We start from the raw sequence: 13,632 nt of genomic DNA, 5'->3' as shown, positions 1-13,632 counted from the left end.
GCTAAATAAAGATTACTACATATATATGAATTATACAGCATCAGCAAATCGCTATAATGCAATGACATATCGCAAATGCGGAAACAGTGGTGTCAACTTGCCATTAATTTCCCTGGGATTATGGCATAACTTCGGCGACGTAGATATTTCTGAAAATTACAGCAAAATATTACATCTTGCATTCGACAAGGGTATCACCCATTTCGATCTTGCGAATAACTACGGTCCGCCGTATGGAACGGCTGAACAGAATTTCGGACGGCTCCTGGCGCGCGATTTTAAAAGCTACCGAGATGAATTAATTATCTCAACAAAAGCAGGATACGACATGTGGAAAGGTCCCTATGGGGATGGCGGATCAAAAAAATATCTCGTTTCAAGCCTTGATCAAAGTTTGAAAAGAATGGGATTGGATTATGTCGATATTTTTTATCACCACAGACCGGATCCGGAAACGCCATTGGAAGAGACCATGCGGACTTTGGATTTATTTGTTCGTCAGGGAAAAGCACTATATGTTGGCATTTCAAATTATCAGGCGGAGGATGCGGCAAAGGCTTTCCAGATCCTGAATGATCTCGGGACCCCCTGTTTAATTCATCAGCCTAAATACTCTATGTTAGAAAGATGGCCTGAGCGTGGCTTGCTCGATCTGCTCGAACAGGAAGGCGTGGGATGTATTCCATTTTCTCCGCTCGCTCAGGGTATTTTAACCAGTAAATATTTAGGCGGCATCCCGGACGACTCCAGGGCTGCAAAATCTTCAGGGCATTTGCAGGCTTCGTCAATTACCGAAGCGCAGTTGCAGCAAGTTAGGGCGCTAAATAAGTTAGCTGAATCACGTGATCAGACGCTCGCACAGATGGCTCTGAGCTGGTTAATGAAAGATCAACGGGTTACTTCGGTTTTAGTTGGAGCAAGTAAGCCAGAACAACTCGCAGATTCATTACGGTCGCTCGATCATTTACATTTCTATCAGGAGGAGCTTGAAAAGATTGATCAGATTCTTGCTTAGTTTCAAGATGTATACCGAATCCCGAAATGGACTATAGTTTCATAAATTTACTGTTTAACTTGCCTGCATGAATATAGAATTCAATAGGAATGAAGATGTAAATAAGCAACACGTTTTCGAACTGAAAACGAGACTTAAAAAAATATATGCAGGAGGCGGAGAGAAAAGTGCAGCGAAACAAAAAGCAAAAGGTAAACTTTTAGCCAGAGAAAGGATCGCCTACCTGATAGATAAGAATACTGAATTTCTCGAGGTAGGTGCTTTTGCAGCTGATGGCATGTATGCTGAACAGGGTGGCTGTCCATCAGCAGGGGTTGTCTGCGGGATCGGATATGTGTCTGGCAGACAATGCATGATTGTTGCGAATGACGCTACGGTAAAGGCTGGTGCATGGTTTCCTATGACTGCTAAAAAGAACTTGAGGGCTCAGGAAATCGCAATGGAAAACCGACTTCCTGTGATTTACCTGGTAGATAGTGCCGGTGTTTTTTTGCCAATGCAAGACGAAATCTTTCCAGATAAGGAACACTTCGGCCGGATGTTCAGAAATAATGCACTAATGTCTTCAGATGGTATAGTACAAATTTCTGCTATTATGGGATCCTGTGTGGCGGGTGGAGCGTATTTACCAATTATGAGTGATGAAGCTATGATTGTTGAGGGAACAGGATCCGTTTTCTTAGCCGGTTCTTATCTGGTCAAATCAGCTATTGGAGAAGATATTGATAACGAATCATTAGGTGGGGCAACCACCCATTGCGAGATTTCCGGCGTTACAGATTATAAACATCCGAATGATGAAGCGTGCCTCGAAAGCATACGTACGATCATGAGCAAACTCGGCGCACCGCAGGTGGCTGGTTTCGATCGAATTAAATCCGAAGTTCCAAAACTTGATCCTGCAGAATTATATGGTATACTCCCTGAAAATAGAGAAAAGCCGTACGAAGTGCTGGATATCATCAATCGTCTGGTAGACGGTTCCGAATTTGAGGAATACAAAAAACTATATGGGCAGAGCATTGTTTGTGGCTTAGGAAGAATTGATGGCTGGGCTGTAGGCATCGTTGCCAACCAGCGTAAAGTAGTCAAATCAAAAAAAGGCGAAATGCAGTTTGGCGGCGTTATATATTCGGACAGCGCTGATAAAGCCGCTAGATTTATTATGAACTGCAATCAAAAAAAGATTCCTTTGGTGTTTTTACAAGATGTAACTGGGTTTATGGTCGGAAGCAGATCTGAACAGGGTGGTATTATTAAAGATGGTGCAAAGATGGTCAATGCTGTTGCCAATTCTGTAGTGCCTAAGTTTACTATTATTATGGGTAATTCTTATGGTGCTGGAAATTATGCAATGTGTGGAAAAGCATATGACCCGCGGTTAATCTACGCCTGGCCTTCCGCTAAGATTGCTGTAATGGGGGGCGCTCAGGCAGCAAAAACATTGCTGCAGATCCAGGAAGCTTCGCTGAAAGGTAAGGGGGAAGTCATCACTCCAGAAAAAGAAGCCGAGCTGTTGGCAGAAATAACGGATAGGTATAATGGACAAACTACGCCATACTATGCTGCATCACGACTTTGGGTAGATGGCATTATTGATCCCGCAGAAACACGTAAAGTGATATCCATGGGGATAGAGGCTGCTAATCAATCGCCGATAAAAAAACAATTTAATGTAGGGATTATTCAGACTTAAGAGGAATAAAATGAAAAGACTTTTGATATTATTATTTGTGTTTCTTGGATATACTTCGATTGGCTATAGTCAGGTACTGAAAAAAATATATTTTGACGCGAAGGATCAGCTAACCAATGATTCTACCCAGGCAGTCAGTTACGCAATCTATGGTCGGGTTAGTGGAGATGAGAAATATGTGGTGAAAAAATTTGATGCAGACGGTTATCTGATGCTAACCGGTGCATTTATGGATGACAGTCTGAAAATTGCAGATGGCAAATTTGTGTTCTACGATTGGGTGAGTGATGTAAATACACTGGATGGGACAATACCGGTGCAACAGGGTAAGGAAAGATTTGTAACGATTACAGGCAATTATGTTAAAGGTCTGAAGCAGGGTACATGGGTAAGTTTCTACCCCGATGGTAAAGCAAAAAATGTAGTAAATTTTAAGGATGATCTCTTTGATGGAGAATTTAAATCCTTCAATGCCAAGGGAGTTTTAACTGATTCCGGACTATACAGCAAAGGGAAAAAGAATGGGCCTTGGTTGAGATCTGGCGGTAAACAGGTAGATACCTATGAAAATGATAAACTCATATCCACCGTTAAGAAATCACGTAAAGAATTGCAAGCCGAAGAATTAAAAGCCGGCAAAGGCTAACAATATAATCTCTGAATCAAATTACACTGATGCTGTGCCTGGATATTTGTGCATCAGCAAGAGAAAGTGTAATTTTGTAGCTCAATATTATTATATGAATTCGCAAGAAACAGAACACGTCAAATGTCTGATTATAGGATCAGGTCCTGCAGGCTATACTGCTGCCATTTATGCCGCCAGGGCAGATCTTAAGCCGGTTCTATACACGGGTATGGAAGCGGGTGGACAACTTACCCAGACTACAGATGTAGATAATTTTCCGGGCTATCCAAATGGAATTATGGGGCCGGAAATGATGGAAGACTTTCGCAAACAGGCTGAGCGTTTTGGAACAGATATCCGTTTTGGATATGTTAGTTCAGTGGATTTTTCAAGTATGCCACATAAAGTTGTTGTGGATGAGATTAAGACTATTATTGCTGATACAGTAATTATTTCTACAGGCGCTACGGCAAAGTGGTTAGGCCTGCCTAGTGAATCACACTATAATGGTTTTGGCGTTTCTGCTTGTGCAGTATGTGATGGATTCTTTTTTAGAAACCAGGATGTAGCGATCGTGGGCGCTGGCGATACCGCAGCGGAAGAAGCTACTTACCTTGCCAAGCTATGCAAGAAAGTTTATATGTTGGTTCGTCGTGATGAATTCAGGGCATCTAAAGCTATGGTTCACAGAGTATTAAATACGCCAAACATAGAAGTGATTTATAATTCTGAAGCTAAGGAAGTTTTGGGAAATGGTAAAAATGTAACGGGTCTGCGGGTAGTTAACAACCAAACTGGTGCTGAAACAGATCTTGCTGTCGAAGGGTTCTTTGTTGCCATCGGGCATAAGCCTAATACGGATATATTTAAAGGATGGTTGGAAATGGATGAAACAGGTTATCTTAAAACTATTCCTGGGTCAACAAAAACGAATGTTGAAGGGGTGTTTGCCTGTGGAGATGTTCAGGATCATTACTACCGCCAGGCGGTAACGGCAGCGGGTTCAGGCTGTATGGCGGCACTTGATGCCGAGCGTTATCTGGCGGCAAAAGAAGACCACGTTCAAATAGATTCATAATTCCATAACTCTGCTGCAGAAGCAGTTTGTGTAGACTTGTTTTTTGTTTAAATTGCTGCTGTAATTGCAATCAAACAGAATGAAATCCATAAACAATTTTCTGCAGCAGATTCTGCTCTTAGGAGGAGTTGCTTTTCTAGCATCCTGCACAGGTAATAGTCCTGAAAAAACAGCTTCTTTATCTGACACCGCTAAACAGGTAGTTTCGGTGCATCAATTCCCATTCTATAAGGATATCTCGATCAAACCAGGCCTTGATTTTGAAGTTGTCAGCTGGGGTAAAGGAAAAGATAGCGTAGGAGGATATCTGATCCTTATGTCTGACTCTGTGAAAAATACTTTTAAATCTGTAGCTGTCGAAAGAAATGGAATTCTTAAAGATGCCTGGAATATGGATCTTGACAATGATGGAAATCCTGAACTTTATATTGAGCTGTTGACAAAGGATAATATCCCGGATCTTAACGTGTATGAATTTTCTGGTGGAAGTTTTCAAAAGATCAGTTTTCCGGGGCTAAATGCTAAATGGAAAAAAAACTATGTCGGCGCTGATGCATTCCAGATCAAAAATGGTGATCTCTACCGGACTTTTTCTGTTAAAAATGAGACGGATTCCAATCAAAAATCTGATGCCAAGATTCTCTTGAAGTACAGCTTGCGCGGAAACGAGTTTTCGTCTTCAGAAGAGAAAAAGCCTTAACTGTTTTCTTTGAATTGCGAACTTATACGTTCAAATTTTTCAATCAGCAATGAAATGCGTTCTTTTTCTCTTTTCATTGCTGTTTTTCTAACTAATGTAGAACAGAACAACATCCAGGCAAAAGTCAAGATAATTGCAGCGCACTGCATTAATGGGCTGTAATAAGAAAGCATTTCGAAGAAATACAATATAATGCCAATACTGAGTGCAACAGCATATATCCAGTACAAACGATTATATAATTTGAACCGGTCCAACTGATAGCTTTTTAAGCTGGCAAGAAACTCTTTCGGATGCGCGGTGAAATCGTTTTGTGCAATTAGCCTGTGACCTCTGTATAAAATAAAAGTATAAACTGCAATTACTGTAATTGTTATTGTCAAGCCTGCATGGGTAGTCCAGGAGTTAAAGTCAAAAAACAACCACAATGCGGCAATAGCGAGGAACGAGAGGATCATACCTGCTATGTTTAACACAGATCTGGTTCTTATACCCCCTACATCTTTCTTAACCTGGCTGAGCATTTCATCAGATGAGATTTTTACTTCCACCTTATGTGTGTCCCACAGCGATTGTATGTGATCAAATTCTTGCATGCTGGTTATATAATTCGGTAAGTTTTTGTTTAATGCGGTGAATTTTTACGCGAAGGTTCCCCTCACTGATGCCTGATATTTCTGCTATTTCATTATAAGGCAGTTCATCCAACACCATGGTAATAATTAGTCTGTCATTTTCCTCAAGTTTTGCGATCGACTGATATAGTAAAGCTACTTGTTCATTTTTTTCAGAAAACTCCTCTACTTTATTTTCAATAATACTGTCTGTCAATTCGTCTTTAGCTTGTCTTTTTTCAGAACGGAGGTAAGTAAGGCAGGTGTTTACAGCAATCCTATAAATCCAAGTTGAGATTAGTGATTTATTCCTGAATTTATCGAGATTCTGCCAGACCTTCAGGAAAGTCTCCTGTAGGAGGTCATTTGCTGAATCAGCATCTCCGGTATATCCATAACACAAATGGAATATTTTCTTGGAATTGCTGTCGAAAATCTGTTTAAATAGCTGGTCCTTTTTTTCCACTGGTTGTCGTTGTGTGCTTGTTAGACTGTTGCCCATACGGCTTGTTACAGCGCAATTTCGAAATTTATACGCGTTTTGAATAAACTTTATAGAATAATTTAATTATCGTAGTTTTACGGGATCGAAAAAGACCTAATCCAAACTGAATGTCAAAGAATAACAGATTAACATTTTTTATTTTTCTAGCCCTGATCTTGGGTGTTGCCCTCGGGTATTATTTGAATGTAAAGTCTTTCAGCACATACAATGCTACGATATTACAATCCGAAAACGCGGTTAAATCCATTGATACTGAATTATTAACTGTTAAAGATACCTTGAGTATTGAGTATAAACAGTTGAACGTAGAAAAGGTAACAGCCATCAAGACCCGTCGCGATAGTGAAACGGCTAGAGAGAAGTCCTTGGAACCACTTACACTACTTAGCGATATATTTTTGCGTCTGATTAAAATGATAGTGGCACCGCTCGTATTTACGACACTGGTTGTAGGTGTTGCTAAAGTTGGGGATATTAAGGCCGTTGGTCGCATCGGAGGTAAAACGATGTTGTGGTTTATTAGCGCTTCCCTGCTGTCTCTGATTCTGGGTATGATTATGGTTAATTTCTTTAAACCAGGTGAAGCCATGCACCTGCCGTTGCCTCCAAGTAATATCGATACCGGCGTACATAAAGTAGCGCTTTCCATGAAGGACTTTATTTCTCATATCGTGCCTAAAAGTATGGCTGAAGCTATGGCTACAAATGAAATCTTGCAGATTGTGGTGTTTTCACTTTTCTTTGGTGTAGCAACAGCTGCGATTGGAGAGAAAGGTCAGATTATTATTAGTTTTTTTGATTCAGTATCCCACGTCATCCTTAAAATCACCGGCTACGTGATGAACTTTGCACCCTTTGCAGTATTTGGTGCCATGGCCGCCATTGTAGCTAAACAGGGACTTTCAGTGTTATCCACCTATGCGTTGTTCATCGGTGAATTTTATTCCAGCATGTTGTTGTTGTGGATTTTATTGATTGCGATCGGATTCTTTATTTTGAAATCCCGGGTTTTTAATCTGATGAACCGAATGAAAGAGCCGGTGTTAGTTGCATTTAGTACTGCAAGTAGTGAAGCTGCTTATCCTAAAACGATGTTACAGTTAGAACGATTTGGCTGTAAGGATAAAATTGTGAGTTTCGTACTTCCGCTTGGATATTCATTTAATTTGGATGGGTCAATGTTATATATGACCTTTGCCTCTCTTTTTATTGCACAGTCTTACGGAATACACCTCTCATTTGAACAACAGGTAACTATGTTACTGATTCTGATGCTGACAAGTAAAGGGATTGCAGGTGTTCCTCGCGCATCACTGGTTGTTATCGCAGGAACGATTGCAACATTCAATATTCCAGAAGCCGGATTAGCTTTGCTGATTGGTATAGATCCGTTATTGGATATGGGACGATCAGCAACTAACGTTATTGGAAACAGTCTTGCCACTGCCGTAGTAAGTAAATGGGAAGGAGAGCTTTCAGAAGCTCAAGATTAATTAGTGCGTAAAATTTAAATATGAGTACCAGAGCAAAAAAAATATTTCTTTTCTTAACTATTGTAGTTCCTTTTTTGGCGTATTGCGTCATTTATTACCGGCCGATTTTAAAAAATGCACCTTTTAAATCCGCTGAATTTGAGTCATTCCAATACAAATGGGGCACCGGACCTGTACTGGAGAATAGTTATGATTCCGCAACAGGTACTTATCAGTATTTGGATGGTAAAGATTCATTGATAAAAACGAATGTAAAGTTGAGGGAAAATGACATCATTTATTTGCATAGTAAAGCTAGTGAATTAGGTTTTTGGAATTTCCCTGAAATCATTGCAGGAAGCACTGATCTGAAATCAGACAAGGTGTTGCGCTATGAGCTACAGTTCAATTATAAAAAGAAATCGAAGAAGGTAATCTTTCTGAGTGACTACAACGAAATACCTAAACTCCGGGATCTTGCGCTTCAGATGAAAACCTTAGTAGAGAAAACACTGAATGATGCAGAAGATCGGTACGGAAAGAAAAACTAAACGTTATGAATTTATAAAAATATATTCTATATTTGCACCTCGTTAAAAAAAGTAAACAATTTAAAATAATAATTATTTAACAATGTACGCAATAGTAAATATAGCAGGACAGCAATTCAAAGTTGCAAAAGACCAGCATCTTTTTGTACACCGTTTGCAGGGAGATGAAGGCGCTAGTATTGAATTTGACAATGTATTGTTGGTTGAAGATGGTGGAACTATTTCTGTAGGAACTCCAGCACTTAAAGGTGCAACCGTATCAGCTAAAATCGTGTCTCATTTAAAAGGTGATAAAGTAATCGTTTTCAAAAAGAAACGTAGAAAAGGTTACAAAAAGAAAAATGGCCACCGCCAGTATTTCACTAAGATCCAGATTGAGAGTATCAGTTTGTAATTAATTTTTGGTTTAATAGAAGACTTGGGTTTCCCAGTTTAAAATATAAAATAAAATGGCACATAAAAAAGGAGCCGGTAGTTCCAGGAACGGACGTGAATCGCATAGCAAGCGCTTAGGTATCAAAATCTTCGGAGGTCAGGAAGCTATCGCTGGAAATATTTTAGTACGTCAGCGCGGTACTAAACATCATCCTGATAAAGGCGTAGGTATTGGTAAAGACCATACTTTGTTTGCATTAGTTGATGGTACTGTAATCTTCAAAAAGAAACAAGATAATAAATCTTACGTTTCTATATTGCCTGCGGCAGTAGTTAAAGAAGTTGTTGCTGAAAAAGCACCTGCTGTTAAAGCGGAAAAAGCTGCGGAGCCAACTGAAGAAGTTGTTGCTGAAAAAGCACCTGCGAAAAAAGCACCTGCAAAGAAAGCTGTTAAAGCGGAAACTGCTACTGAATCAACGGAAGTTGAGGCTGCACCAGCGGAATAATTTGCAAATACATACATAAAAAAAGAGGACATCATAAGTGTCCTCTTTTTTTATGTAATAAATTTACCTTATTGTCCCTGTTCCGTACTAAACGGATTTTAGACTCCGCATCAGATTTAATTCTTTTTCAAGCTTCTTGATTGTGTGCTCAAATCGTTTTAGATTTAATTCCATATCATTTACTATAGGATCTATTGTTGTAGTAAATTTGCCGTGTGATTCCCATATTTCCTGAATAGTCGTAAAAGGTACAATAAAATCTGTACTATTATTGTTATTTCTGAATACCAAACTATCCATCGAACTATTGATGTTTAAGTACCTTGCAATGCGTATCTCATCATAAGTAACTATAATATATAAATTGTTTAACAGCAACTTTTTAAATTCAGAGAGGTGCCGCCCAATTACTATATCGTTCGGCTGCAACATTGCTGGTACGCTCAAACCAGTGAGTGTAAAGGCACGATAAACATTATTTGAGGCCCCATAGTCTAAAGGAATGTGTAGTGGGTCAAGAGTCTCTATAAAATCTATATCCCTTAGTGCAATCAAATACTGCTCACGCTTATTTTCAGGAATAATGGAAAGCTGCGGACGATTATCCGAGGCCGTGCAAAATACCACCTGCTCTAAGGATGGAAAAACGAATGGCCCGGGATTACTTTTCTTATCGCTTTCCTGGATTTGATAGCCATGTAATAGCCATTCGTAAGATTTACTATAATAACGGGCAAGAATATGTAAAGTATGAAACGTAGGAAACTGATTTCCAAGTTCTATCTGGGAATAGTTGCTCCTTGACAGTTGTAACACTTCCGAAATAAAGAACTGTGATAATCCCGACTTGATTCTCAGTTTTTTAATTCGCTCGCCTATATCTTTCTTTGACAGTATCTCTTGCATAGTATGGGTTATAGGTTGTACTAATGCAATTATTACTCCAATAAGATCCGGCCGTTATGTGTAATTACGGATAGCAGTACCGAAGTATTTTAGATGCTCAAGTTTCAGTGATAAAAAATCTGCTTCGATGAAAAAAACAGGTTTAGAAATTGTTCTGTTACCGGTTGAAATTGCTAAAACACACTTTTAGGTAATATGGTCTGTACGGGCTACAAGAAATTCTCAAATAAAAATGTAATAAAATAAGATAATTAACACATTTTCTTCGCCGCAAACAAAAAACTCATTTTGGCAAAAACTCCCTTTATGGGGAAAAAAATGTGGAAATAATTGGACAGAAATTCACGAATTTATATACCATACTTAAGCCTTCCGATAAGTATTGGCTGAGTAAACTGCTACTACGTTTCCCTGTTCATTAACTCTTTTGAAAGCTGAATTAACTGTTCTTTTCTGTGCTTCTCCACGGCTATCCTAGCTAAAGCATCGAATGCTTTGTCCAGGTAGGCCGTCATCTCTTTTGTAGCTAATCCCCTGATATCGTATTTTTCGTAAAGTGCTGTGATTTTAGCAATCTTTTGATCCAGATTGTTATTTGTAGATTGATCTAGAAGTGATTGCTCATCCGCTTTACTAACGGCTTGCTGAAGATTGAGCAATAAGAATGTTTTTTTATTCGCTATAATATCCCCACCTACTTGCTTACCGAATTTTTCAGGGTCACCGTAAACATCTAGAATGTCGTCCTGAAGTTGAAATGCTATGCCCAGATTTTCGCCAAAATCGTAGATCAACTCCGCTTGCTCCGGGCTAACTTCAGAAATAATCGCACCAAGCTTCATCGCACCGCCAACTAGAACAGCTGTTTTTAGCCGGATCATATTTATGTATTCCAATATGCTTACGTCATTTCTCGTTTCGAATTCCATGTCCAGTTGCTGACCTTCGCATACGCCCTGGGCTGTAGTGTTGAACGTATTGAGAACATCCTTTAAAACACCTGTATTGACCTGTGCAAGTTGCTTATTTGCTTCTACCATCATCACATCTCCACTCAATATTGCATTGTTAACGCCCCATTTTTCATGTACGGTTTGTTTTCCACGACGTAATGGTGCATTATCCATAATATCATCATGTATCAATGTGAAATTGTGAAAGGTTTCTATCGCAAGCGCTGCAGGCATTGCGGCGTTAACATCTCCGCTAAATAGATCCGTAGCTATAAGTACTAATGCAGGACGTAATCTCTTGCCCCCAAGGTTCATGATATAAGTGATCGGATCGTATAGGTTTTTTGGATGTGAAGGATATTCAATTGCTGGAATTGCTTGTTCTATGAGTTTTTGCAGTTCTGGTATAGTGTACATGTAATCTTTGCTTTTTTTTCTTTAGTTAATTAATCTTGCACTAAAGAGAAATCTATTTGTCGTTTAGACAAATCAACTTTTTTAACTTTAACTTTAACCTCATCACCGAGTTGATACTTCTTCTTCTTACGCTGTCCGATAATACAGTAATTTTTCTCATCAAGCACATAAAAATCGTCAGCAATATCGCGAAGCCTAATCATACCTTCGCATTTGTTCTCTATCAGCTCTACATACATACCCCATTCAGTAACACCAGAAATAATACCCATAAAGATATTCCCTACATTTTCTTCCAGATACTCCACTTGTTTATATTTGATAGAAGCACGCTCTGCATCTGCAGCACGCTTTTCCATAGCAGAGGAATGAGAAGATGCAATTTCGTATTTTTCTTCGTTTGCGGATTTTTCGTTATTCAAATAGGATGCGAGTAACCTGTGTACCATTACGTCCGGATATCTGCGGATAGGGGAGGTAAAGTGTGTGTAGTGGTCAAACGCAAGGCCATAATGACTGGTTTTTTTAGTAGTGTACACTGCTTTAGCCATCGATCGGATAGCAAGCTGTGTAAGGACGTTCTGTTCCTTTTTCCCCTCTACATCTTCCATAAGAAAATTAAGCGATTTAGCAATTTCCTTATCAGTTTTCATATTTATCTTGTAGCCAAAGCGAGCTGCAAATAAAGCAAAATTACCCAGGTTCTCAAGATTCGGTGAATCGTGCGAACGGTAAACGAAAGTGTATTTTTGTTTACCTTTTCCTTTTTTGGCTACAAATTCCGCTACTTTTTTATTCGCCAGCAGCATGAAATCTTCGATGAGTTTATGCGCATCTTTGCGTTCCTTAACATATACGCCAATAGGCTTACCGTGCTCGTTAAGCTGAAATTTCACCTCCGTGCTCTCAAAACTAATAGCGCCATTCTTGAATTTCCTGTCGCGAAGAATGTAAGCAAGTTCATTTAACTTTAATAATTCTTCTGCATAGTCGCCACTCTTGTTTTCTATTACTTCCTGAGCCTCTTCATAAGAAAACCGCCTGTCAGAATGGATTACTGTACGTCCAAACCACTCGTTTTTAATATTGGCTTCTTCATCAATTTCAAATACCGCTGCAAAACATAATTTGTCTTCGTGAGGTCGTAAGGAGCAGACACCATTGCTCAAGCGCTCGGGTAGCATAGGAATTACACGATCAACAAGGTAAACAGATGTTGCCCTGGAATAAGCTTCTTTGTCGAGCGGAGAATTAGGAATTACATAATGAGATACATCGGCGATGTGTACACCAATTTCGAAATTTCCATTTTCTAATTTCTTGAAAGATATTGCATCATCGAAGTCCTTGGCGTCAGCTGGATCTATTGTAAAGGTAGTTGTGTTCCTGAAATCTTTACGTCCGGTAAGTTCAGCTTCTGAAATCGTTTCAGGAATCGCATTAGCTTCATTTTCGACTTCTGGAGGGAATTGTAATGGGAACCCGTATTGTGCCAGGATTGCATTCATTTCCGTGTCATTCTCTCCCTGTTCTCCGAGGATATGCAGAATTTTTCCTATCGGATTTTTTGCGCCTTCAGGCCAGTCTGTTATTCCAACCTGAACCTTTTGGCCGTTCTTAGCACCATTCAAATCAGATAAAGGAACGAATATATCATGAAGCATCTTCTTGTCATCTATATTCACAAACGCAAAGCGCTCCGAAATCTTAATAACTCCGATAAAGTCTGTTTTTAAACGCTCAATAATCTCGATAACCTCACCCTCATTTTTTTTGCCGCTTTTCTTTGCATAAATGTAGACCTTAACCTTATCGCCATGGAGGGCATTGTGTAACTTACGTGCAGAAACAAAGACATCCTTTTCAAATTCGTCATCAGGAATGATGAAAGCAGCACCGTCTGCTGTCATATCCACTTTTCCTGTGATGAAAGTTTTCAGGTCCTTTAAACGGAATTTTCCTTTCTCAGGTTCTTCAAAAAGCCCCTTTTGTGATTGCTCTTTCAGAACGTCCAGAATGGTTTGCTTGGAGTCTGCGTCACTGATATTTAATTCGGCTGAAACTTGTTTGTAATTTAAAGCCTTTTTTTTATGCTTATCTAAGACATCACTAATCAGCTGGGTTAAGACCTGCTTTAAATGTGAAGATTTATTTTTTGCCATAGTATATGGGTGTATCAGCCCGAAGGTAACACTTTTGCAACGGTTTCGCGTCCT

At 39.4% G+C, this 13,632-nt stretch carries 14 protein-coding genes; 9 read left to right on the top strand and 5 right to left on the bottom strand.

The window, feature by feature from the left end:
- Positions 1 to 25 precede the first annotated feature (25 nt).
- From mgrA to CLV32_RS03085, 5 genes are all read left to right on the top strand, one after another.
- Positions 26 to 1,015: an L-glyceraldehyde 3-phosphate reductase gene (gene mgrA, locus CLV32_RS03105; protein ID WP_133552276.1), complete on the top strand. Its 990-nt coding sequence runs from the start codon at positions 26 to 28 to the stop codon at positions 1,013 to 1,015.
- Between the two features lie 67 nt (positions 1,016 to 1,082).
- On the top strand, positions 1,083 to 2,711 hold the full coding sequence (locus CLV32_RS03100; RefSeq protein ID WP_133552274.1) for an acyl-CoA carboxylase subunit beta: 1,629 nt from the start codon (positions 1,083 to 1,085) through the stop codon (positions 2,709 to 2,711).
- Positions 2,712 to 2,721: 10 nt separating this feature from the next.
- Positions 2,722 to 3,357: a toxin-antitoxin system YwqK family antitoxin gene (locus CLV32_RS03095; protein WP_133552272.1), complete on the top strand. Its 636-nt coding sequence runs from the start codon at positions 2,722 to 2,724 to the stop codon at positions 3,355 to 3,357.
- A gap of 94 nt (positions 3,358 to 3,451) precedes the next feature.
- Positions 3,452 to 4,417 (top strand): thioredoxin-disulfide reductase, encoded by a 966-nt coding sequence (gene trxB / locus CLV32_RS03090; protein ID WP_133552270.1) that lies wholly within the window; start codon positions 3,452 to 3,454, stop codon positions 4,415 to 4,417.
- Between the two features lie 79 nt (positions 4,418 to 4,496).
- A complete protein-coding gene (locus CLV32_RS03085) occupies positions 4,497 to 5,117 on the top strand; it encodes a hypothetical protein (RefSeq protein WP_133552268.1) in 621 nt (206 codons plus the stop codon).
- On the opposite strand, the gene CLV32_RS03080 is transcribed toward CLV32_RS03085, so the two are convergent.
- Complete coding sequence (locus tag CLV32_RS03080; protein ID WP_133552266.1) at positions 5,114 to 5,713, bottom strand: hypothetical protein; 600 nt, start codon at positions 5,711 to 5,713, stop codon at positions 5,114 to 5,116. The two genes, CLV32_RS03085 and CLV32_RS03080, sit on opposite strands and share 4 nt — an antisense overlap.
- Positions 5,700 to 6,233 carry an RNA polymerase sigma factor gene (locus CLV32_RS03075; RefSeq protein ID WP_394346166.1) on the bottom strand — a complete coding sequence of 178 codons (534 nt, stop codon included), beginning with the start codon at positions 6,231 to 6,233 and terminating at the stop codon, positions 5,700 to 5,702. Before CLV32_RS03075 ends, CLV32_RS03080 begins: the two co-directional genes overlap by 14 nt.
- A gap of 110 nt (positions 6,234 to 6,343) precedes the next feature.
- Between CLV32_RS03075 and CLV32_RS03070 the strand changes: the two genes are divergently transcribed.
- From CLV32_RS03070 to rpmA, 4 genes are all read left to right on the top strand, one after another.
- Complete coding sequence (locus CLV32_RS03070) at positions 6,344 to 7,729, top strand: dicarboxylate/amino acid:cation symporter (protein ID WP_133552264.1); 1,386 nt, start codon at positions 6,344 to 6,346, stop codon at positions 7,727 to 7,729.
- A gap of 20 nt (positions 7,730 to 7,749) precedes the next feature.
- On the top strand, positions 7,750 to 8,259 hold the full coding sequence (locus tag CLV32_RS03065) for a hypothetical protein (RefSeq protein WP_133552262.1): 510 nt from the start codon (positions 7,750 to 7,752) through the stop codon (positions 8,257 to 8,259).
- An 82-nt stretch (positions 8,260 to 8,341) separates the two neighbouring features.
- Positions 8,342 to 8,653, top strand: a complete 312-nt coding sequence (gene rplU / locus CLV32_RS03060) for a 50S ribosomal protein L21 (RefSeq protein ID WP_133552260.1) — start codon at positions 8,342 to 8,344, stop codon at positions 8,651 to 8,653.
- Positions 8,654 to 8,708: 55 nt separating this feature from the next.
- Positions 8,709 to 9,140, top strand: coding sequence for a 50S ribosomal protein L27 (rpmA, locus tag CLV32_RS03055; protein WP_133552258.1), 432 nt, complete (start codon positions 8,709 to 8,711; stop codon positions 9,138 to 9,140).
- Between the two features lie 87 nt (positions 9,141 to 9,227).
- Here the strand turns inward: rpmA and CLV32_RS03050 are convergent, their stop codons facing one another.
- From CLV32_RS03050 to rnr, 3 genes are all read right to left on the bottom strand, one after another.
- Positions 9,228 to 10,046 (bottom strand): helix-turn-helix domain-containing protein, encoded by an 819-nt coding sequence (locus CLV32_RS03050; RefSeq protein ID WP_133552256.1) that lies wholly within the window; start codon positions 10,044 to 10,046, stop codon positions 9,228 to 9,230.
- A gap of 401 nt (positions 10,047 to 10,447) precedes the next feature.
- On the bottom strand, positions 10,448 to 11,416 hold the full coding sequence (locus CLV32_RS03045) for a polyprenyl synthetase family protein (protein ID WP_133552254.1): 969 nt from the start codon (positions 11,414 to 11,416) through the stop codon (positions 10,448 to 10,450).
- A gap of 29 nt (positions 11,417 to 11,445) precedes the next feature.
- Positions 11,446 to 13,578, bottom strand: coding sequence for a ribonuclease R (gene rnr / locus CLV32_RS03040; RefSeq protein ID WP_133552252.1), 2,133 nt, complete (start codon positions 13,576 to 13,578; stop codon positions 11,446 to 11,448).
- Positions 13,579 to 13,632 lie beyond the last annotated feature (54 nt).

The organism is Pedobacter duraquae (genome assembly GCF_004362245.1).
In the GTDB taxonomy this organism is placed as follows: Bacteria; Bacteroidota; Bacteroidia; order Sphingobacteriales; family Sphingobacteriaceae; genus Pedobacter; species Pedobacter duraquae.
The sequence above is the reverse complement of the archived record's forward strand: the minus strand, read 5'-3'. Positions and strand labels throughout refer to the sequence as shown.